Annotated in this window: 17 protein-coding genes and 3 tRNA genes; 6 read left to right on the top strand and 14 right to left on the bottom strand. The window is 74.5% G+C overall.

The window, feature by feature from the left end; translation table 11 throughout:
• Positions 1-77 precede the first annotated feature (77 nt).
• The 7 genes from AB4K12_RS07475 to AB4K12_RS07445 all read right to left on the bottom strand — a co-directional run bounded on the left by AB4K12_RS07475 (position 78) and on the right by AB4K12_RS07445 (position 7,107).
• Positions 78-689: a histidine phosphatase family protein gene (locus tag AB4K12_RS07475; RefSeq protein WP_368433452.1), complete on the bottom strand. Its 612-nt coding sequence runs from the start codon at positions 687-689 to the stop codon at positions 78-80.
• Positions 682-1,089, bottom strand: a complete 408-nt coding sequence (locus tag AB4K12_RS07470; RefSeq protein WP_368433451.1) for a thioredoxin family protein — start codon at positions 1,087-1,089, stop codon at positions 682-684. Before AB4K12_RS07470 ends, AB4K12_RS07475 begins: the two co-directional genes overlap by 8 nt.
• A 79-nt stretch (positions 1,090-1,168) precedes the next feature.
• Positions 1,169-2,605 (bottom strand): MATE family efflux transporter, encoded by a 1,437-nt coding sequence (locus AB4K12_RS07465; protein WP_368433450.1) that lies wholly within the window; start codon positions 2,603-2,605, stop codon positions 1,169-1,171.
• An 8-nt stretch (positions 2,606-2,613) separates the two neighbouring features.
• Positions 2,614-3,639 carry a cysteine synthase family protein gene (locus tag AB4K12_RS07460; RefSeq protein WP_368433449.1) on the bottom strand — a complete coding sequence of 342 codons (1,026 nt, stop codon included), beginning with the start codon at positions 3,637-3,639 and terminating at the stop codon, positions 2,614-2,616.
• A 42-nt stretch (positions 3,640-3,681) separates the two neighbouring features.
• Entirely contained in the window at positions 3,682-5,064 is a 1,383-nt protein-coding gene (locus AB4K12_RS07455) for a Y4yA family PLP-dependent enzyme (RefSeq protein WP_368433448.1), read from the bottom strand.
• Positions 5,061-6,086: an ornithine cyclodeaminase family protein gene (locus AB4K12_RS07450; RefSeq protein ID WP_368433447.1), complete on the bottom strand. Its 1,026-nt coding sequence runs from the start codon at positions 6,084-6,086 to the stop codon at positions 5,061-5,063. Before AB4K12_RS07450 ends, AB4K12_RS07455 begins: the two co-directional genes overlap by 4 nt.
• Before the next feature lie 28 nt (positions 6,087-6,114).
• Positions 6,115-7,107 carry a TauD/TfdA family dioxygenase gene (locus AB4K12_RS07445; protein WP_368433446.1) on the bottom strand — a complete coding sequence of 331 codons (993 nt, stop codon included), beginning with the start codon at positions 7,105-7,107 and terminating at the stop codon, positions 6,115-6,117.
• 274 nt (positions 7,108-7,381) lie between these two features.
• Between AB4K12_RS07445 and AB4K12_RS07440 the strand changes: the two genes are divergently transcribed.
• From AB4K12_RS07440 to AB4K12_RS07425, 4 genes are read left to right on the top strand one after another with little or no spacing between them, the layout of a single operon-like run.
• Entirely contained in the window at positions 7,382-8,935 is a 1,554-nt protein-coding gene (locus AB4K12_RS07440; RefSeq protein WP_368433445.1) for an ABC transporter substrate-binding protein, read from the top strand.
• Positions 8,932-9,948 (top strand): ABC transporter permease, encoded by a 1,017-nt coding sequence (locus tag AB4K12_RS07435; RefSeq protein ID WP_368433444.1) that lies wholly within the window; start codon positions 8,932-8,934, stop codon positions 9,946-9,948. The genes AB4K12_RS07440 and AB4K12_RS07435 overlap by 4 nt, the downstream gene beginning before the upstream one ends.
• Entirely contained in the window at positions 9,945-10,832 is an 888-nt protein-coding gene (locus tag AB4K12_RS07430; RefSeq protein WP_368433443.1) for an ABC transporter permease, read from the top strand. The genes AB4K12_RS07435 and AB4K12_RS07430 overlap by 4 nt, the downstream gene beginning before the upstream one ends.
• The gene (locus tag AB4K12_RS07425; protein ID WP_368433442.1) at positions 10,829-12,298 is read left to right on the top strand and encodes an ABC transporter ATP-binding protein; all 1,470 of its coding nucleotides are present in this window, start codon (positions 10,829-10,831) and stop codon (positions 12,296-12,298) included. The genes AB4K12_RS07430 and AB4K12_RS07425 overlap by 4 nt, the downstream gene beginning before the upstream one ends.
• A gap of 97 nt (positions 12,299-12,395) precedes the next feature.
• Here the strand turns inward: AB4K12_RS07425 and AB4K12_RS07420 are convergent.
• The 3 genes from AB4K12_RS07420 to AB4K12_RS07410 form a co-directional block, all read right to left on the bottom strand.
• Positions 12,396-12,469: transfer RNA gene (locus tag AB4K12_RS07420), tRNA-Ile, on the bottom strand.
• 176 nt (positions 12,470-12,645) lie between these two features.
• Positions 12,646-12,718 (bottom strand) — tRNA-Asn (locus AB4K12_RS07415).
• Positions 12,719-12,723: 5 nt separating this feature from the next.
• Positions 12,724-12,796: transfer RNA gene (locus AB4K12_RS07410), tRNA-Asn, on the bottom strand.
• A 223-nt stretch (positions 12,797-13,019) separates the two neighbouring features.
• Between AB4K12_RS07410 and AB4K12_RS07405 the strand changes: the two genes are divergently transcribed.
• Entirely contained in the window at positions 13,020-13,307 is a 288-nt protein-coding gene (locus AB4K12_RS07405) for a YtxH domain-containing protein (RefSeq protein WP_368433441.1), read from the top strand.
• 42 nt (positions 13,308-13,349) lie between these two features.
• Positions 13,350-14,786 carry an FGGY family carbohydrate kinase gene (locus tag AB4K12_RS07400; RefSeq protein ID WP_368433440.1) on the top strand — a complete coding sequence of 479 codons (1,437 nt, stop codon included), beginning with the start codon at positions 13,350-13,352 and terminating at the stop codon, positions 14,784-14,786.
• 52 nt (positions 14,787-14,838) lie between these two features.
• Here AB4K12_RS07400 and AB4K12_RS07395 read toward each other — a convergent pair whose 3' ends face one another.
• The 4 genes from AB4K12_RS07395 to AB4K12_RS07380 all read right to left on the bottom strand — a co-directional run bounded on the left by AB4K12_RS07395 (position 14,839) and on the right by AB4K12_RS07380 (position 19,863).
• Positions 14,839-15,963 carry an RNA polymerase sigma factor gene (locus AB4K12_RS07395; protein ID WP_368433836.1) on the bottom strand — a complete coding sequence of 375 codons (1,125 nt, stop codon included), beginning with the start codon at positions 15,961-15,963 and terminating at the stop codon, positions 14,839-14,841.
• 223 nt (positions 15,964-16,186) lie between these two features.
• Complete coding sequence (gene dnaG / locus AB4K12_RS07390; protein ID WP_368433439.1) at positions 16,187-18,097, bottom strand: DNA primase; 1,911 nt, start codon at positions 18,095-18,097, stop codon at positions 16,187-16,189.
• Between the two features lie 9 nt (positions 18,098-18,106).
• Positions 18,107-18,601, bottom strand: a complete 495-nt coding sequence (locus tag AB4K12_RS07385; RefSeq protein WP_368433438.1) for a GNAT family N-acetyltransferase — start codon at positions 18,599-18,601, stop codon at positions 18,107-18,109.
• The gene (locus AB4K12_RS07380; RefSeq protein WP_368433437.1) at positions 18,598-19,863 is read right to left on the bottom strand and encodes an NAD(P)/FAD-dependent oxidoreductase; all 1,266 of its coding nucleotides are present in this window, start codon (positions 19,861-19,863) and stop codon (positions 18,598-18,600) included. Before AB4K12_RS07380 ends, AB4K12_RS07385 begins: the two co-directional genes overlap by 4 nt.
• Positions 19,864-19,877 lie beyond the last annotated feature (14 nt).

Raw genomic sequence — 19,877 nt, 5'->3', positions numbered from 1 at the left:
TGTTTCCTCCCACGAAAGATCCCACGACGAACGGTCATCACACCATCGGGACAACGTCCCGATCATCCTGCGCCCGCCTACCGGCCCCCGGCTCCGACACGCCCGTTCCAAGCGACCAGCGCGGGCCTGCCGTGCTCGGTGCCGATCCGGCTGACGGTCCCGGTGTCGAGCCGGAACAGCGCCCCGGCCGACGGCGGAAGCCCGAGCCTACGAGCCGTCAGCACCCGCAGGAAGTGGGCGTGGGCGACCAGGACGATGTCGCCTCCACCGTCCTCCCCCAGCCGGGGCCCGATGCTCGCGAGCACCCGGTCCGCGCGCTCGCCCACCTGGGCGGGGCTCTCCCCGGGGTGCCCCGGCGGGCCGGGCGCCACCCCGTCCTCGAAGAGGAACCAGCCGGGCCGCTCGCGCCGGATCTCGGCGGTGGTGATGCCCTCGTACCCGCCGTAGTCCCATTCGTGCAGGTCGTCCACGGTCTCGGGGTTCTTCAGGCCGGCCAGCTCGGCCGTTCGCGCGGCGCGGGCCATGGGGCTGACGAGGACCTCGGCGATGTCCCGCTCCGCCAGCCACGGCCGCAGCGCCTCCGCCTCGCGTTCACCGCGCTCGGTCAGCGCCAGGTCGCTGTAGCTGGTGTGCCGGCCGTCGCGGCTCCACTCGGTCTCGCCGTGCCGGATCAGCAGCAGCTCACGCATCGGTGCCCGGCGCCTGCGCCTCGCCCTGGGCCTTCTCCTGCGCCTGCACCACGGAGGCCTTGACCTCGTCCATGTCGAGCGCGCGGGCCTGCCGGATGACGTCCTCCAGCGCGGGCTCGGGCAGCGCGCCGGGCTGGGCGTAGACGGCGATGTTGTCCCGCACGATCATCAGCATGGGGATCGAGGTGATCTCGAAGGCCGCCGCGAGCTCCGGCTGGGACTCGGTGTCGACCTTGGCGAACACCAGGTCGTCGTGCTTCTGCGCCGCCCGCTCGAACACGGGCCCGAACTGCCGGCACGGCCCGCACCACTCCGCCCAGAAGTCGATGAGCACGAACCCGCTGCCCGACACGACCTCGTCGAAGTTGTCCTTGGTCAGCTCCACCGTGCTGCTGCTCATCAGCGCCTACCCGCTTCCGGTTGTCTCGGTCGTCCAGTGTGGCTCGGGGACGTTACCGGTAACGAGGCGGCGCGGCCCACTATTCCGTACGCGAGCCCGCCGGTCGCGCGGTGGCGACGGCCTCCCGGTCCATGGCGCGGACGCGGGCGCGCAGGCCCGTGCCGTAGCGGCGCAGGAGGAGGACGGCGGTGGTGGCGAGGCCGGCGAGGAGGCCGAGCCAGACGCCGAGGGTCCGCAGGTCCGCCGGGTACGCGAGGAGCCATGCGGCGGGCAGTCCTACGGCCCAGTAGCCGACGAGGGTGATGCGGAAGCCGCTCCTGGTGTCGTCGAGGCCGCGCAGGAGGCCGACGCCGATGTTCTGGGCGCAGTCGAAGAACTGCAGCACGGCGACGACCGGCAGCAGCCCGGTCGCGATCGTCATGGCCCGGTCGTCGCCGCCCGCGTCGCCCGCGTCCAGGAACGGGCGCAGCACCAGGTGGGGCAGGGTGAGGTAGACGACGGCGACGGCGGCCATGACGGTGGCACCGCAGGCGAGGGCGGTGTTCTTCAGGCGCCGGGCGGCCTCGGGGCGGCCGAGGGCGAGTTCGCGGCTGACGTTGACGGAGGCCGCGTGGGAGAGGCCGACGGCGACCTGGAAGACGATGTAGACGAGCTGGTTGACGGCGGTGTGGGCGGCCAGGGCGGCACTGCCGAAGGAGCCGGCCATCAGGGCGGTGACCGAGAAGAATCCGGCCTCCGAGCCGTAGGTCGCGGCGATGGGGACGCCCAGGCGCAGGAGTTCGCGCACGGTGGCGCCGTCGGCCTTGAGCGTCTCGAGGCTCAGCAGCGGGGCGAGGACGGTGTCCCGCTTCGCCGACGCGTACAGGGCGAGGAAGGACAGGAGGTGGACGGCGGAGGTGGCCACGCCGATGCCGGGAAGGCCCAGCTCGGGCAGGCCCCAGGTGCCGTGGACGAGCAGCCAGTCGAGGCCCGCGTTGACGGCGACGGAGGCGAGGGTGATGCGCAGGAGCGCCTGCGGACGGCGCATGCCGACGGTGAACTGACGGATCGCCTGGAACCACAGGCACGGCAGCAGGCCGGGGGCCAGCGCCAGCAGCATCGTCCGGGCGCGGCCGGCGACGGCCGCCTCCTGGCCGAGCCCGGTGAGTCCCTGGCCGACGAGGAGCATCAGGGCGGCTCCGGCGAGGCCGGCGAGCGTGGCCACCGCCATGCTCGCGCGGACGATTCCCCGGACGTCCTCGCGGGTCCGGGCGGTGTCGCCGCCGGGGGTCTCGGCCCGGGCGGCGGCGGCCGCGACGCGGTTGCCCACGGCGGTCACCAGCCCCACGCCCATGGTGCGCAGCTGGTTGAAGAGGACGAGGGCCAGGCCGCCCGCCGCCAGGTCCCGGGTGCCCAGCAGGCCCATCATCACCGTGTCGGTGGTGGTCAGGGCCACCTGGGCCAGCTGGGTGAGCACCAGCGGGACGGCGAGGGCGGCGAGGGCACGGCTGTCGCGCAGGAGGGTGGTCGGCCGCATCGGGGGCGTCACTTCGCGCGGAGCTTGGTCAGGGTCTCGTCGATCTCGCGCTCCACGGCGGGGTCGACGAGGTTCCGGCGGTGCATCCACTCGTCGTCGAAGACGGTGTCCATGTATTTCTCCCCGCCGTCGTTGACGAGCGCGACCATCGTGGTGTCCGGCGGCAGGGACGGCAACCGGTGCAGGGCCTCGTACACCACGCCGCCGGCGGATCCGCCGATGAGCAGGCCGGTGCGGGCCACGACGCGGGCGGTCGCGAAGGCCTCGACGTCGCCCACCTTCACGCCCTCGTCGATCAGGTCGAAGTCGACCAGGGCGCCGATCGGGGCGCCTTCGGGGGTGCCGGTGCCGGACTGGTGGTAGGGGTGGGCGGGGCCGCCGAAGGCGATGGAGCCCTTGGGCTCGACGCCGACGGTCCGTACGCCGGGGACGAGTGCGCGCAGGGCGCGGGTGGTGCCGCACAGGGCGCCGCCGGTGCCGACGGCGCCGATGAGGACGTCGATGCGGCCGCCCAGGGCCTGGTGGAGCTCATGGGCGAGCGGGTGGTAGCCGACGGCGTTGCTGGGGTTGTTGTGCTGCTCGGTGAAGACGGTGTTGTCCTGGCCGCGGGCCATCTCCTCGGCGAGTTCCTCGCGGGCCGCGGTGGCGAGGTCGTCCGTGCCGTCGTCGGCCACATGGACGAGTTCGGTGCCGAGCGCCTTCATGCCGCGCAGCTTGTCCGGGCAGGCGTGGCGGTCGACGACGGCGGTGAAGGCGTAGCCGCGCTCGGCGGCGATGACGGCGAGGCCGAGTCCGGTGTTGCCGGAGGTGGACTCGATGACGCGGCCGCCGGGGCGCAGCGCGCCGCGGGCCTCGGCGTCGAGGATCATCTGGCGGGCCATGCGGATCTTGGCGGTGCCGGTGGGGTTGTACATCTCCAGCTTCAGCAGCAGGCGGCTGCCGTTCCCGGTGCGGCACAGCTCGAGGAGGGGGGTGCATCCGATGAGGTCGGACACCCGGGAGACCACGGCGGGGCGCGTCGGTGCCTCGTTCATGGGAGGAGCTCCTGTGAGGGGCGTCGGCGGGCGGGGAGGAGTTCAGCGGGCGGGGCGGCGGTCCAGGCGCCAGCGCGGCCGTCCTTCGACGGTGTCGAGGACGACCTTGGGCGGCAGCGGCAGGTCGTGGAACGGCGACTCGTTGGAGTCCATCTGGTATCCCGCCGTGTTGGGGTAGACCAGCAGGTCGCCGGGCGAGGGGCGGGCGGGGAAGGGGATCTTGCGCCAGGTGAGCAGGTCCGGCTCCAGGCAGGTCGCGCCGCCCACGCACGCGGGGTGGACGCCCGGGCCGCGGGCCCGGCCGGAGGGGGTCACCAGCACGGGGTCGGGGAGGAACTCGCTGCCGAACCACTGCTCGGACAGGCTCAGGCTGGTCCCGTCGACGGTGACGACGGCGTAGCCGTCGCGGTCCTTGACGCCCTGGACGCGGAAGACGGACGCGCCGGCCCGGTCCAGCAGCGCGCGGCCGGGCTCCAGCAGCAGGAGGGTGCCGGTCCGGCGCAGCCGGGTGCCGAGGTCGTCCCGGCCGCCCTCGGGCACGGCGGCCAGGACGGCCCGGAGCGCGTCGGCTCCGGCGACGGGCGAGTGGTACGGGTAGAAGCCGTCGGCCGGGAACGCCTTGCGGGCGTGGTAGTGCTCGGGGCGCTGTGCCGCCAGGAAGGCGTGCCAGTCCCGGGCCGCCGCGTAGTCGACGGCGAAGCCTCCGCCGATGCTGATCCTGTCGGCGGGCAGTCCCAGGGCGCGGGCCCTGCGGCAGAGGCCGAGGAGGTGTCCGGCGAGGTCGGCGCGGGGCTGGACGGCGTAGCCGGACAGGTGGAAGCCGAAGCCCTCCGTCCGGACGGCGTCGCCGGCCCGTACGCACCGCGCCAGCGCCTCCTCGAGCTCGGGCCCGTCCATGCCGAAGCGGCTGTGCGGCTGCCGCGGGGGGAGCCGGCGCAGCAGCAGCCGGGCCGGGCGGGCCGGGACTTCCCGGGCCAGGGCGACGACGCGGTCGAGTTCGCCGAGGGAGTCGACGGCGGTCAGGGCGCCCTGGAGTACGGCGATGCGCAGCAGTTCGTCGTGCTTGGCGGGGCCGGTGACCACGAGGTTCTCGCCGCGTACTCCGTGGGCGAGGGCCTCGCGGAGTTCGCCGAGGCTCGCGACGTCCACCCCGGCGCCGGCGGCGGCGCAGCGTTCGATCCAGGCGGCGGCCTTGTTGGCCTTCTTCGCGTAGTACACGCGCCCGTCCACCCCGGCGTCCCGCAGCGCGGCGCGGAACGCGGCGAGGTTGGCGTCGAAGCGCCGCGGGAGCAGGAAGTGGAAGGGCCCGCCGAAGGCGTGGGCCAGTTCGTGGAGGAGGCCGCTGTCGAGGATCGCGTCCGTGCCGGGGTCCGGGTGCGCGGGGAGGGTGGGCAGGGCGGGGGGCGCGAGGGGGGCGCCGTTCATCGCCACAGCGGCACCCGCGTTCCCCGGCCCTGCTCGACGGCGAGCCGGGCGAAGCGGTGGCCGAGGGCGATGTCGGTGACGACCAGCCCGCTGTTGTAGGCGAAGATCCGCTGGCCCGGCGCGGTGCGGCCGGTCGCCGTGCCGGCGAGGACCGGGGGGAACTCGGCGTCGACGGCGGGGAGCACGCCGTCGGCGTCGGCCATGTCGGTGCCGGTGACCCTCATCTGGGCCTCGCTGGTGGCCACGACGCGGTCGGCCCGGTGCAGGGCGGAGGGGGCCAGGCCGTGGCCGACCAGGATCGCCAGGGCGCCCGGCCCGAGGTCCTCGGCCTCGACGGCGGCGGGGGTGTGGGCGCCGGCGGTGGCGACGACGACGTCGGCCTCCGCCGCCGCGGCCCGTGCGTCGGTGACGACCTCGACGTCCCGCCCGGGGAAGTGGGCCCGCAGCCGGGTGCGGACGGCCTCGATGCCGTCGGGGTGGGTGCCGAAGAGCATCAGCCGCTCGAGGCCGGGCAGCGTGGTCAGCAGGAACGGCAGGGCCAGCCGTCCTTGGGTGCCGGTGCCGATGACCAGTGCGCCGCGCGCCCCGGGGGCGGCGAGCTCGCGGGCGAGCAGGGCGGAGACGGCCGGGGTGCGCAGGGAGCCGACACGGCCGCAGTCCATCATCGCCACGGGCAGGCCGGTGACGTCGTCGTAGAGCGTGAGGCAGGTGTAGTAGTGCTGCTCCTCGCGGCCCTTGTGCAGGCCGTGCTTGTACGAGGTCTTGACGGCGACGACGTCGCGGGAGCCGTCGCGGCCGAGCATCGCGTACGCGACGGAGTGGCCGTCGGGCGGTGCGACGGTGAGTTTGCGCGGGTTGTCCGACCGGCCGGCGGCCAGGGTGCGGTAGGCGTCCTCGACCGTGGCGACGACGTCGGCGAGGGTGATGTCGATGCCCGCGAGGTCGCTGGTGGTCAGCAGGCGCAGGGTCGTGTCGTCGTCGGACGGGCCGGGTATCCAGGGGTCGGCGTGGGTCGCGGTCATGTCGGACTCCTCGGGTGCCGGTGGATGATCAGGCGGCGCGGGCCTGGAGGACGGCCTGGCCGTAGCCGTGCTCGGCGGCCTCGGCCGGCGGGCGGGTGGCGCGCCCGGGGACGCGTACGGACGCGCGCTTGAGCCAGCGGTCGGTGCCGTCGTAGCGGGCCGTGAAGGGGACGCGGCCGTGTACGACGAGGTCGTTGTCGACGACGAGGACCTCGCCGGGGCACAGGCTCACCGCGACGGAGACGCGGGCGAGTTCGGCCTCCAGCCGCCCGTACGCGGCCCGGTAGGCGGGGGTGGCGTTCTCGAGTGGGGTGTAGGCGGGGTCGAAGCGCAGGGTGAGGCCGTCCGCGGACCGCCACAGGGCGGGGACCTCCGGCGGCCGCCCGTCGAAGTCCCGGGCCGTGAAGTAGGCGTCGTCGGGGAGGATCGGCAACTCGGCGCGCGAGAGGCGGGCGATGTCGGCGTCGTCCAGCCGCGCCTTGCGGACGCTCGCGGCGGTGGTGGCGACGCGGTCGGGGTTGCGCAGGCAGCCGAGCAGCAGCACATGGGCGCGGCCGGGGTGGAAGGCGTCCTCGGTGTGCGGGCTGAGCAGGACGTCGCTGCCGGCGCCGGTCTGCTTCTTCTCGTGACCCGGCGAGGGGACGATGTCGTGGACGAAGCGTCCGTCCTGCTGGCCCTCCCAGGCGAGCGGGTCGCCCATGGCGGTGGCGAGCAGCAGCATCACGACGCCGTGGACGGCGCCGGCGTCCCCGGCGGTGGCCCAGCTCGCCGGCGTGGGGCCCAGGCCGGCGTCGTCGACGCCCAGGCCGCGCAGGACGAACAGGCCGTCGTCGGTGTCGACGGGCCGCAGGTGGTGCCGGATCGCCTGCGGCAGGGCCGCCGCCGACGCGGCGACGCGGCGCAGGAGCCGGGGGGACGTGGCGGAGGGGCCGCATTCGGCGAGGACGCGGGCGGCGACGCGGTGGAGTTCGGCCGCCGAGGCGGCGTCGAGCAGGCGGACAGGTGCAACTCCCGTGCTCATGGCAAGGTCATCCGTTTCCGTTGGGCGGGGCGGAGCTCTGGCGGAAACGCGGCGTGCACGTCAGCGGTCGACGAGGAACGTACCACCGAACTTAGGCAAGGCAAACCTTACTTACAGGTAGTCAGCTTCACCCGATTCCGCCCAACTTGCGGGCGAGAAGCGGAGGTTGACGAGCCCTCGGCTTTCGCTTCATAGCGCACACATAGTTGCGATCAGAACAAGATTTAGGGTAGCCAACCCTAAGTAACGACAACTTCACAGGAACGAGGGCGACGTGAATCGGACAAGGCGTCAGGCACTGCTCGCCGGGGGGAGCATCGGCGCGGCCGCGCTGCTCTCCGCCTGCGGCGGCGGCACCAACACGGCCTCCTCACCGGCGGACTCCACCGCCGGCACGCCCCGCAAGGGCGGCACGCTGCGCGTCGGCGCGCTCGGCCGCGCCTCCGCGACCACCCGCGATCCGCACGGAGTTCAGGGCAACGAGAGCGACTACCTCATCATCGCCCTCGTCCACGACACGCTCACCGCACCCGGCGCCAAGGACAACACCGTCGGCCGCCTCGCCTCCGGCTGGAAGTCCTCCGACGACCTGAAGACCTGGCGCTTCACCCTCGCCAAGGGCGCCGCCTTCCACGACGGCTCCCCCGTCACCTCCGACGACGTGGTCTGGTCGCTGCGCAGACTGCGCGGCACCCCCGCGGGAGCCGGCCGGCTCCCGGGCATCAGGGCGGAGAACATCACCGCCGACGGCAGGGACACCGTCGTCCTGGTCTCCGACGCCGCCAACGCCGAACTGCCCCTGCTCACCCGCCTGTCCACGTTCGTCCTCAAGAAGGACACCCCCGACAAGGAGGTCGCCAAGGCCCCCGGCGCGGGACCGTTCCGGCTCGACTGGTACCGCGACGGCAACGCCCGTCTGCTGCGCAACGACACCTGGTACGGCGGGCGGGTCCACCTCGACGCCGTCGAGGTCACCATGTTCGAGAACCCCCAGGCCATGGCCAACGCCCTTCTGGGCGGCCAGATCGACCTCGCCTCCAACGTGGGCGCCGTCGCGGCCCGTACCGCCGCCTCGCGCAAGGACATCCAGCTCGTACGCCGCCCCGACGACATGGCCATGCCCATCGTGATGCGCACCGCCGACGGGCCCTTCGCCGACGTCCGGGTCCGCGAGGCCATGAAGCTCGTCGTCGACCGCGAGGCCATGGTCAAGCAGGTCCTCTCCGGCTACGGAACCGTCGCCAACGACATCCTGGGCACCGGCGACCCCGCCTACGCCAAGGACGTCCCGCAGCGCCGGCGGGACCTCGAGCGGGCCGGCGAGCTGCTCCGGGAGGCGGACTTCGACCTCTCCCGGACCTACGAGCTCGTCACCACCGAGGACGTCCCCGGCCTGGCCGAGTCCGCGACCCTCTTCGCCCACCAGGCCCGCGAGGCCGGCATCAAGGTCAAGGTCGTCAAGCAGGAGTCCGGCGCCTTCTACGACAGGACCTGGCTCAAGGGCGAGCTCTACACCAACTACTGGGGCACCAACGACTCCGTGGTGTTCTTCGCCTCCAAGACCATGGTCACCGGCGCCGGGCAGAACGAGGCCGGCTGGTCGGAGCCGCGCTTCGACGACACGTACCGCAAGGTCGTCGGCACCGCCGACAGGACGGCCCGCGCCACCGCGCTGCGCGAGCTCCAGCGGATCGAGCACGAGAAGTCCGGCTACCTGCTGTGGGGCATGGCCGACGGCATCGACCTCGCCGGCCCCACGGTGCGCGCGATGCCCAGGCTGCCCGGCTACGGACGGGTCCAGCTCGAGAACGTCTGGCTCGCGCGTTGAGCCAGGCGCCGATACGACGGGCCGAGGCCGCACCCGCACCCCCACCCGTGCCGGCCTCGGCCCCGCGCCGCGCCGCGACGGCCGCCGCCCGCCTCGCCCTGGCGCTCGCCCAGCGCGCCCTGATGCTGGGCGTGCTGCTCGCCGTCGTCTTCTGCGCCGTCGAACTGCTCCCCGGCGACGCGGCGTCGGCCACCTCCGAACACGGCGAGAGCGCGGCCGGCATCGCGGCCCGGCGCCACCTGCTCGGCCTGGACCGGCCCGCCTGGGAGCGCTTCGGGGACTGGATGACCGCACTGCCCACCGGCGACCTGGGCACCTCCGCGCGCGGGGAGGACGTCACCGGCCTGCTCTCCGCCCCCTTCCCCAACACCCTGCTCCTCGGCGCCACCGCCTTCGCCGTCACCCTCGCCACCGCGCTCGCCCTGGGCTGCCGGGCGGCCACCCGCCCCGGCGGCGCCGTGGACCGGATCATCGGCTTCGCCTCCGGCATCGCCCTGGCCCTGCCCGAATTCGTGGTCGCCGTCGGCCTGTTGCTCGTCCTGTCCCTGTGGACCGGCCTGCTGCCCGCCGTCACCCTCACCGCCCCCGACGGCTCCCCCGCCTCCTGGACCATGCTGGTCATGCCCGTCCTGGCCCTCGCCGTCCCCCAGATCGGCTGGAACGCCCGGATCATCCGCGGCGCCCTGGCCGACCAGGCCGACGCCCCCCATGTGACGGCCGCCCACCTGGACGGCCTGTCCGCCCGCCGCGTCCTGCTGCGCCACGCCCTGCCCGGCGCCTGGCCCGCCATCGCCACCGGCGCCGCCACCTCCACCGGCATGCTGCTGGGCGGGGCGGTCGTCGTGGAGACCCTCTTCCACTACCCCGGCCTCGGCACCGTCCTGGCCGGAGCCGTCGCCGACCGCGACACCCCCGTCATCGCCGGGGTCGTCGCCTGCACCGGAGCCGTCATCAGCCTCGTCCTGCTGGGCGCCGACCTCGTCCGCGCCCGCGCCCTGGGAGCCCGCCCATGAGCGCCGTCCCCTTCACCGTCCCCCGCCCCCGGCGCCCGTCGGCCCGCGTGCTCCTCGCGGTGGCGCCCGCACTCCTGCTGACGCTGCTCGCCCTGACCGGCCCGCTGCTCGCCCCGCACCCCGTCGACACGCCCGTCACCGCCCCCTACTCCCCGCCCGGCCCCGGCGCCCCCCTCGGCGGCGACCAGCTCGGCCGCGACGTACTGAGCCGGATGCTCGACGGCGGCGGCCCGCTCATCGGCGGCGCCCTGGCCGTCGCCGTCACCGTCACCGCCCTGGCCGCCGTGCTGGGCTGCTTCGCCGTCCTCACCCCCACCCTGGGCCGGCTCGTCGAGCGCGGCGCCGACGGGGCCATGCTGCTGCCGCCGGTGCTGGGCGTGATGCTGCTCGCCCTGGCCTGGCCCGGCGGCGGACGCCTCGCCGTCATGGCCGCCGCCGTCGCGCTCGGGGTGCCGTACGCGGTACGCGTCGTCGCCGGCGCGGCGGCGCCCCTCGCCGCGTCCGGCTTCGTCGAGGCGGCCACCGCGAGCGGGGAGCGGCTGTGGTACCTGGCGCTGCGCGAGATCCTGCCCAACCTGCGCGCCACCGTCCTGGCCCTGTTCGGCCTGCGCTTCGTCGCCGCCGTCTACGTCATCTCCATGGCCGGCTTCCTCCAGCTCGGCCCCCGGCCCCCGGCCGCCGACTGGGCCCTGATGATCCGCGAGAACGCCCCCGGCGCCCTCCTCAACCCCTGGGCCGTCGTCGCGCCCAGCCTCGCCATCGGCCTGCTGGCCGTGAGCGTCAACCTCGCCGCCGACGCCCTCACCCCCGGCGCCCGCCCGGCACGGGCGACGGCACGGACCCGACGACCCCATCCCCGGCGAAGGGACCTCCCCCGGCCATGACCGACAACTCCCCCACTGTGGTGAGCGTCACCGGCCTCGAGATCCGGCTGCCCGACGGGCCGGTGCTGCTCGCCGGGGCCCGTATCGCCCTCCGGCGCGGCCGGATCACGGCCCTCACCGGCCCCTCCGGCTCCGGCAAGACCACGCTGCTGCGCGCCCTCGTCGGCGACCTGCCCGCCGGCGCCCACGTCGCGGCGGGACGGATCGACGTCCTGGGCCACGACGTCCTCGCCCTCCCCCCGGACCGGCTGCGGCACCTGCGCCGCCACCGCGTCGCCTACGTCGGCCAGGACCCCGGCTCCGCCCTCGACCCCCGCATGCGCGTACGCCGGCTCGTCGCGGAGACCGCCGCCGACCCGTCCCCGCGGGCCGTACGGAATCTGCTCGCCGAATGCCGCCTGCCCCTGGACGACGGGCTGATCGACCGCCGCCCGGGCGCCCTCTCCGGCGGCCAGCAGCGCAGGGTCGCCCTGGCCCGTGCCCTGGCCCGCCGCCCCGACGTCCTCCTGCTCGACGAACCCACGGCGGGGCTCGATACGGCCCTGCGCGACGAGATCGCCGACCTCCTGCGGTCCCTGGCCACCACCCGCGACATGGCGGTCGTCCTCGCCTGCCACGACCCGGACCTGGTCGGCCGCTGCGCCGACGAGGTCGTGGAGCTCACCCCGGCCGTGCGCCCGGCGCCCCGGCCGGCCGTGCCCACGGGCCGCCCGGACCGCGCCGGGTCCGGCCCCGGTGCCGCGCCGGGGGCCGGGCTGGCCGCCCACGGGCTCGAGGTGACGTTCACCCGGCGCGGGCACGCGCACCGGGCGCTGGCCGGAGTCGACTTCGCGGCGGCCCCCGGCAGCGCCGCCGGCGTCGTCGGCCCGTCCGGCTCCGGCAAGACCACGCTGCTGCGCGTTCTCGCCGGACTGCGGCGGCCGGACGCCGGCACCCTCACCCTCGACGGCAGGCCGCTGCCCGCCCTGGCCCGCGAGCGCGGCCGCGGCGGCGGGCGCCGCGTTCAACTGGTCCCGCAGAACCCCCTCGGCACGCTCAACCCCGCCCGGACCGTCGGCGCCGCCCTCGCCCGGCCCCTCCGCCTGCACCGGACCACGGCGAAGGCGGACGTCGCCGGACGGGTCGCGGAACTCCTGGGCGACGTCGGCCTGCCCGCCGGTGTCGCCCGCCGCCGGCCCCACGAGCTCTCCGGCGGGCAACGCCAACGCGTCTCCATCGCCCGCGCCCTGGCCTGCGCCCCCGACGTCCTGCTGTGCGACGAGGTGACCTCCGCGCTCGACCCCGGCACCGCCACGGCCGTGCTGGACCTCCTCACCGGGCTGCGGGCCACCCGCCGGCTGACGCTCGTCCTGGTCAGCCACGAGCTCGACCTCGTCGCCGCCTACACCGACACCGTCCACATCCTGGCAGCGGGCCGCGTCACCGCGAGCGGGCCCACCGGCCGTCTGCTCCCGGCGCGCCGCTAGGTCGCGCGCCCCCGGACAGCACGACGCCCCGCCCGGTCGGAGCCGGTCGGGGCGTGGAAACCGCAGGTCGCATCGTTTCTGCACCTGCAACGTGAAGTGGGGCGGGTGGGACTCGAACCCACGGCCGACGGATTATGAGTCCGCTGCTCTAACCGGCTGAGCTACCGCCCCGTTCACGGCGCGTCGCGCACATCTGTGCGCGCCGTCTGCCGCAGCATAGCCGCTCATACGATCTGCTGCCCCGGAGGGGCCGTATCGTGTGATCGGTCTGACCATGAGGACTTCGATCACGGCGGTTCGGTTCCCTCCGGAATGAAAAAAGGACCCCGAGGGGTCCTCTCTCACTGCTCCCCCGACTGGACTCGAACCAGTAACCTGCCGATTAACAGTCGGCTGCTCTGCCAATTGAGCTACAGGGGACCGCGCTCCCCCGACTGGACTCGAACCAGTAACCTGCCGATTAACAGTCGGCTGCTCTGCCAATTGAGCTACAGGGGATTGTCGCGTTTGCCTCGAATGCACCTCTGACCGGTCTCCCGGGCGGCGTGCGCTCGCTGCGAGACATAGATTAGCGCAAGCAGGGGGGTGCTCCGCCAATCGGTATCCCCCTGCCCCGGGAGTGACCATCGGTCCGGCCGGGTAGGCGGCGGGCACAGCGGATCCGAGACGAACCCCCGAAGGTCCCGGGAGAAGTCCCGGGGAAGCGGAAGGAAGGGGCGCCATGCGCTACCGGCTGACGTTCATCACCGGCGCGGCTGTCGGCTACGTGCTCGGCGCGCGGGCCGGGCGCGAACGGTACGAGGCGCTGCGCAAGGGAGCGCAGCGGGTCGCGCAGAACCCCGCCGTGCGCAACACCGTCGAGACCGCCGCCGTGAACGGCCGGGCGATCGCGGGCAAGGCCGCCGGCCGGATCGGGGACCGGCTGCCGGGCTCGGTCGCCGGCCGGATCCGCTCCCTGCGCGAGCAGCGCGGCGGCGACGAGGACGACTGGGGCACGAGCAACACCTGACCGGATGCCCCAATGGCGCCCGGGGTTTGGCATCATCTCGGCATGGGCATAGTCGCCGGGTTGGACAGTTCTTCGGAGAGCACGCGCATCGTCGTCTGTGACGCGGACACGGGCACCGTGCTCCGGCAGGGGTACGCGCCCCATCCCCCGTCGGTCCCGGAAGGCGATCCCCAGGCGTGGCTGATCTCGCTCGGCGACGCCGCCACGGGCGGCCTGCTGGAGGGCGTCCAGGCCATCGGCGTCTCCGCCCAGCAGCACGGACTCCTCACGCTCGACGCCGGCGGCGTGCTCGTGCGCCCCGCCCTGCTCGGCAACGACAAGCGCGTCCAGGCGTCGGCCACCGAGCTGGCCGACGCGCTGGGCGGCCGGGCCGCGTGGGCCGAGGCCGTCGGGGCGGTGCCACAGGCGGCCCAGGCGGTGGCCAAGCTGCGCTGGCTGGCCCGTAACGAACCCGAGTCCGCCGCGCGCGTGGCGGCGGTGCTGCAGCCGCACGACTGGCTGGTCTGGCAGCTGCTGGGCCGCCCGCTGCGCCGTACGACGGACCGCGGCGACGCCTCCGGTACGGGCTTCTGGTCCGCGGCGACCGGCAGCTGGCGGCCGGACCTGGTGGAGCTGGCGCTGGGCCGCCAGGCGGCGCTGCCGGACGTGCTGGCCCCCGCCGAGCCGGCCGGTCACACCCCCGAGGGGCTGCTGATCTCGGCGGGCACGGGCGAGACGATGGCGGCGGCCTTCGGCCTGGGCGTGGGCCCGGGCGACGCGGTCGTCTCGCTGGGCGCCTCCGGCTCGGTCTTCGCCGTGCACCACTCCGCGCTGGCGGACTCCACCGGCACCATCACCTCCTTCGCCGACGCGACCGGCATGCACCTGCCCGTGGTGCACACCCTCAACGCGGTGCGTGTGCTGCGCGGCACCGCCGAGCTGCTCGGCACGGACCTGCACGGCCTGTCCGAGCTGGCCCTGCTGTCCTCGCCCGGTTCGTACGGCATGGTGCTGCTGCCCTACCTGGAGGGCGAGCGGACCCCGCACCTGCCGCAGGCCGCCGGCACGCTGACCGGTCTGCGCCGCGAGAGCATGAAGCGCGAGCACCTGGCCCGGGCGGCCTTCGAGGGCATGCTGTGCGGGCTCACGGACGCGCTGGACGTGCTGCGCGGGCGCGGCGTCGAGGTGCGCCGGGTCTTCCTGCTGGGCGCGGCTGCGGAGCTGCCGGCCGTGCAGGCGATCGCGCCGTCGCTGTTCGGCGTGCAGGTGGTCGTGCCGCAGCCGGCGGACTACGCGGCGCTGGGCGCGGCCCGGCAGGCCGCCTGGGCGCTGGGCGTCCAGCAGGGCGTGCTGTCCCCGCAGCAGCCTCCGCTGTGGCCCTCGGCCGCCAGCCAGGTCTTCGAGCCGGCCGCCGACGACCTGCCGGTGGGGCAGGCGGTGCGGCAGCAGTACGCGGCCGTGCGCGAGCAGACCCATCCGGGGGCCTTCGACGCCGTCTGACGCGTGCCGGTCCGGGGCCGCGTCGGTCCCCGCGCGTCAGGCCGGGTGCGCGTCAGTCCAGGTAGCCGCGCAGCTGGTCGGCGAAGGCGTGGTCGCGCAGCTTGTTGAGGGTCTTGGACTCGATCTGGCGGATGCGCTCGCGGGTGACCCCGAAGATCCGTCCGATCTCCTCCAGCGTGCGCGGCCGGCCGTCGGCCAGGCCGTAGCGCAGCTGGACGACCTTGCGTTCGCGCTCGCCGAGCGTGGAGAGCACGGCCTCTAGGTGCTCGCGCAGCAGCAGGAAGGCGGCCGACTCCACGGGTGAGGTGGCGTCGCCGTCCTCGATGAGGTCGCCCAGCGCGACGTCGTCCTCCTCGCCCACGGGGGCGTGCAGCGACACCGGTTCCTGGGCCAGGCGCAGCACCTCGCTGACCCGTTCCCCGGAGAGGTCGAGCTGGGCGGCGACCTCCTCGGGGGTGGGTTCGTAGCCCCGCTCCTGCAGCATGCGCCGCTGCACCCGCACCACACGGTTGATCAGCTCCACGACGTGCACGGGGACGCGGATCGTGCGGGCCTGGTCGGCCAGCGCCCGGGACATGGCCTGGCGGATCCACCAGGTCGCGTAGGTGGAGAACTTGTAGCCCCGGGCGTAGTCGAACTTCTCGACGGCCCTGATCAGGCCCAGGTTGCCCTCCTGGACGAGGTCGAGCATGGTCAGGCCGCGGCCGATGTAGCGCTTGGCGACGGAGACGACGAGCCGCAGGTTGGCCTCGATCAGGCGGCGCTTGGCCATCCGGCCGAGCACGACCAGGCGGTCGAGGTCGAGGGCGAGCTGGGTGTCGAGGTCGGGAGTGGTGCTCAGCTTCTCCTCGGCGAACAGGCCCGCTTCGACGCGGCGGGCCAGCTCCACCTCCTCGGCGGCCGACAGCAGCGGGATGCGGCCGATCTCGCGGAGGTACTGGCGGAAGAGGTCGGAGGACGGCCCGCTGGTGTCGGCCCGCGCGGCCGGCTCCGGGGCGGGGCCGGGAGCGGTCTCCCGGTCGGGTCCGGGAGCGGGATCCGGGGCCGGCTCCTCCGCGAGGGCCAGGGTCTCGGACGCGGGAGGCTCGGCCTGCTGCGGCACGGTCGGTGCCGGATCGGCCTGGGCCTGAGGCAGGGTCGGGGTCCGGGTCTGCACGGGGGCGACCTCCAGGGTGATCGCTGCTGAGGCGGCAGAACATGCGGCGGAGCATTCGAAGCGCTACGCGGCCGGCCGCCTCCCGTGCCGGGGATCCCGCGCACGGTCGCGGAGGGGTCCGGGTCCGGCCGGCCGGACCGCCGCGCTCCGAGGAAGCGGGCACCGCCCACCAGTGTGGGGCACGACGCGGGCCCGCCACGAGGGGCGTGCGGGCACTTTCTGAGCCCGGACGGTGACCGGGCGGTTACAGCGCGGCCGCGCCGCGGTCCTTCAGGGCACGGCCGTACTGCTCCAGCACCCACAGCTCGTTGGCCACGGCCGCCAGGTGGTCGGGGTCGGCCTGGCTGCCCAGGCGGACCATGCTCGCCTGGACGTCCTGCACGCGGCGTTCCACCGCGCGCAGCCGGACCTGGACCAGCTGCACCCCGGCGTAGGCCTCGTCCACGGTCTTGGCGCGGACCGCCTCGACGGCGAGCTCGGTGACCAGCGAGCGGACGGTGTCGTCGGGGGCGGCGTCGCGGACCTTGGCGAGGTAGCCGGCGTCGGCCTGGGTGACGGCCTGGGTGACGCCGCCGGCCTGCTCGATGGCGCGGCGTACGAGCACGTAGGGGGCGGCGGTGAACTCGTCCTCGCCGTAGGCGTCGAAGGCGGGGGCGACCAGCGCGGGGTGCTGCAGGGCGAGCTTGAGCAGCTCGCGCTCGGTGAGCTGGGCGGGGCTGCGCAGGTTGAGCGCGGGGCCGGGCCGGGCCTGCGGGGCGGCCTGGGCGGCGGCGGGGGCCGTGCGCTGCGGGGAGCGCGCCTGGTCCGGCCGCTGGCCGCGCTCGCGGGCCCAGCGGGCCAGCTGCCCGACGCGGCGGACGACGAACTGGCTGTCGAGAATGCCGAGCATGCCGGCGAGCTGGACGGCGTACTCGTGCTGGATGGCGCTGTTCTTGATGTTCGCCACGATGGGCGCGGCGGCCTCGAGGGCCGCGGCGCGACCCTCGGCGGTGTCCAGGTTGTGCCGGGCGACGACCTGGCGGATGGCGAAGGCGAACAGCGGGGTGCGGGACTCGACGAGCGCGGCCACGGCGGCGTCGCCCTCGGCCAGGCGCAGGTCGCAGGGGTCCATGCCGCCGGGGGTGATGGCGATGGAGGTCTCGGCGGCGAACTTCTGGTCGTCCTCGAAGGCGCGCAGGGCGGCCTTCTGGCCGGCGGCGTCGCCGTCGAAGGTGAAGACGACCTCGGAGGCGGCGTTGTCCATCAGCAGCCGCCGCAGGATCTTGATGTGGTCGCCGGCGAAGGCGGTGCCGCAGGTGGCGATGGCGGTGGTGACGCCCGCGAGGTGGCAGGCCATGACGTCGGTGTAGCCCTCGACGACCACGGCCCGGTTGGTCTTGGCGATGTCCTTCTTGGCGAGGTCGATGCCGTAGAGGACGTGCGACTTCTTGTAGATCGCCGTCTCGGGGGTGTTGAGGTACTTGGGGCCGTTGTCGTCGTCGCGCAGCTTGCGGGCGCCGAAGCCGATGACCTCGCCGGTGATGTCGCGGATGGGCCACATCAGGCGGCCGCGGAAGCGGTCGATGGGCTTGCCGCTGCGGCTGTCCTGGGCGAGCCCGGAGAGCAGCAGCTCCTTGTCGCTGAAGCCCTTGCCGCGCAGGAAGCGGGTGAGGTGGTCCCAGCCGGCGGGGCTGTAGCCGACGCCGAAGTGCTCGGCGGCGGCCTGGTCGAAGCCGCGGCCGGCGAGGAACTTCCGGCCGATCTCGGCCTCGGGGCTCGAGAGCTGGTCGGCGTAGAACCGCGCGGCGATCTTGTGGGCCTCGACCAGGCGGATGCGTTCGCCCTGCTGGCGGCCGGGGGTGTAGCCGCCCTCCTCGTAGCGCAGCGTGATGCCGGCCTGGGAGGCGAGGCGCTCGATGGTCTCGGCGAAGGAGAGATGGTCGATCTTCATGATGAAGTCGACGGTGTCCCCGCCCTCCTGGCAGCCGAAGCAGTAGAAGAGCCCCTTGGCGGGGCTGACCTGGAAGGACGGGGACTTCTCGTCGTGGAAGGGGCACAGGCCCTTGAGGTTGCCTCCGCCGGCGTTGCGCAGCTGGAGGTACTCGGACACGACGGCGTCGATCGGGACCGCGTCCCGGACCGCCTTCACGTCGTCATCGTTGATCCTGCCTGCCACGCGTGAATTCTACGGTGACCCGGTGACACTCCCGTCCCCCGCGCCCTCCCCCGCGCTCGGGGCGAGCTTGATCGTGAACACGAGGTGCGGGCCCACGCCCTCCACCGTGAACTCCTCGCCCCGCGCCTCGAAGCCGTGCCGTTCGTAGAAGCCGCGGGCGCCGGTGCGGCCGTTGCACCACACCAGGCCGGCACCCCGGGAGGCGGCCTCGGCCAGGCCCGCGCGCAGGACCGCGACGCCGTAGCCGAGGCCGCGCACGGCCGGGTCGCTGGCCATGCCGCGGAAGCGGTACGCCGGCTCGCCCGTGCCGGGCAACGGCTCGGGCAGGAACGTGACGCAGCCGCGCACCGCTCCCCGCTCGTCGTAGGCGGCGACGTGGAACGTGCCGGGGGCGGCGTCCTCGGGGAAGGCCGCCGCCTCGGGGGGCAGGCCGGGGCGCAGGACGGCGTGGCGCAGCGCGAAGACCTCCGCGACGGGCACCAGGGCGGTGCGGATCGCGCTCACCCCGCCGCCAGCTCGGTCAGCGGGACGGACGGGTCGGCCAGGGCGTCCGGGTCGGGGCGGGCGCCGACGCGGATGAGCCGCTGGATGGCGGGGGTGACGTCCCACACATTGACGTTCATCCCGGCGAGCACGCGCCCCTCGGACAGCCAGAAGGCGACGAACTCCCGCTTGCCCACGTCCCCCCGGCACACCACCTGGTCGTACGAGCCCGGCGGCGCGTAGCCCGAGTACTCCATGCCCAGGTCGTACTGGTCGGAGAAGAAGTAGGGCACCCGGTCGTAGGAGACCTCCCGGCCGAGCATCGCGCGGGCGGCGGCCGGGCCCTCGTGGAGGGCGTTGGCCCAGTGCTCGACGCGCAGCCGGGTGCCGAGCCAGGGGTGCTCGGCGGCCGCGACGTCGCCGGCGGCGTAGATGTCGGGGTCGGAGGTGCGCAGCGAGGCGTCGACGGCGATGCCGCCGCCGTCGGCGCGGTCGACCAGCGCCAGGCCCGCCGCCTCGGCCAGGGCGGTGCGCGGGGCGGCGCCGATCGCGGCGAGGACGTCGTGGGCGGGGTGCTCCTCGCCGTCGTCGGTGCGGGCGGCCAGGACCATGCCGTCGTGGCCGATGATCTCGGTGAGGCGGGCGCCGAAGTGGAAGCGGACGCCGCGCTCGCTGTGCAGGTCGGTGAAGAGCTGGCCCAGCTCGGGGCCCAGGACGGTGTGCAGCGGGGTCGGCTCGGGTTCGACGACGGTCACCTCGGCGCCGTAGCCGCGGGCGGCGGCGGCCACCTCCAGGCCGATCCAGCCCGCGCCGGCGATGACGAGGTGGCCGTTGTCGCGGCCGAGGGAGGACAGCACGCCGCGCAGCCGCTCGGCGTGCGCGAGGCGGCGCAGGTGGTGGACGCCCGCCAGGCCGGTGCCGGGGATGTCCAGGCGGCGGGGCTCGGAGCCGGTGGCCAGCAGAAGCTTGTCGTAGTGGACGACGGTGCCGTCGCCCAGGCGTACGGTCCTGCCCGCCCGGTCGAGGTGGACGGCGGGCTGGCCGAGGTGGAGCTCGACGTCGGCCTTGGCGTACCAGTCGGGCTTGTGCACGAAGACGCTGTCGCGGGCGTCGCGGCCCGTCAGATAGCCCTTGGAGAGCGGCGGGCGCTCGTACGGGTGCTCGCGTTCGTCGCAGATGAGGATCACCCGGCCGGTGAAGCCCTCGGACCGGAGGGTCTCGGCCGCCTTCGCTCCGGCCAGGCCCCCTCCGACGATGACGAACGTCTGGTTCGCGTCCACCACTTGTTGCCTCCTCG

The organism is Streptomyces sp. C36 (genome assembly GCF_040932295.1).
In the GTDB taxonomy this organism is placed as follows: Bacteria; Actinomycetota; Actinomycetes; order Streptomycetales; family Streptomycetaceae; genus Streptomyces; species Streptomyces triculaminicus.
This window is presented reverse-complemented; position numbering and strand designations above follow the sequence as displayed.

What these genes read in the sequence shown, in the direction of transcription:
- AB4K12_RS07475 (WP_368433452.1), bottom strand. Translation starts at nt 689, where the DNA reads ATGCGTGAGCTGCTGCTGATCCGGCACGGCGAGACCGAGTGGAGCCGC.
- AB4K12_RS07470 (WP_368433451.1), bottom strand. Translation starts at nt 1,089, where the DNA reads ATGAGCAGCAGCACGGTGGAGCTGACCAAGGACAACTTCGACGAGGTC.
- AB4K12_RS07465 (WP_368433450.1), bottom strand. Translation starts at nt 2,605, where the DNA reads ATGCGGCCGACCACCCTCCTGCGCGACAGCCGTGCCCTCGCCGCCCTC.
- AB4K12_RS07460 (WP_368433449.1), bottom strand. Translation starts at nt 3,639, where the DNA reads ATGAACGAGGCACCGACGCGCCCCGCCGTGGTCTCCCGGGTGTCCGAC.
- AB4K12_RS07455 (WP_368433448.1), bottom strand. Translation starts at nt 5,064, where the DNA reads ATGAACGGCGCCCCCCTCGCGCCCCCCGCCCTGCCCACCCTCCCCGCG.
- AB4K12_RS07450 (WP_368433447.1), bottom strand. Translation starts at nt 6,086, where the DNA reads ATGACCGCGACCCACGCCGACCCCTGGATACCCGGCCCGTCCGACGAC.
- AB4K12_RS07445 (WP_368433446.1), bottom strand. Translation starts at nt 7,107, where the DNA reads ATGAGCACGGGAGTTGCACCTGTCCGCCTGCTCGACGCCGCCTCGGCG.
- AB4K12_RS07430 (WP_368433443.1), top strand. Translation starts at nt 9,945, where the DNA reads ATGAGCGCCGTCCCCTTCACCGTCCCCCGCCCCCGGCGCCCGTCGGCC.
- AB4K12_RS07425 (WP_368433442.1), top strand. Translation starts at nt 10,829, where the DNA reads ATGACCGACAACTCCCCCACTGTGGTGAGCGTCACCGGCCTCGAGATC.
- AB4K12_RS07405 (WP_368433441.1), top strand. Translation starts at nt 13,020, where the DNA reads ATGCGCTACCGGCTGACGTTCATCACCGGCGCGGCTGTCGGCTACGTG.
- AB4K12_RS07400 (WP_368433440.1), top strand. Translation starts at nt 13,350, where the DNA reads ATGGGCATAGTCGCCGGGTTGGACAGTTCTTCGGAGAGCACGCGCATC.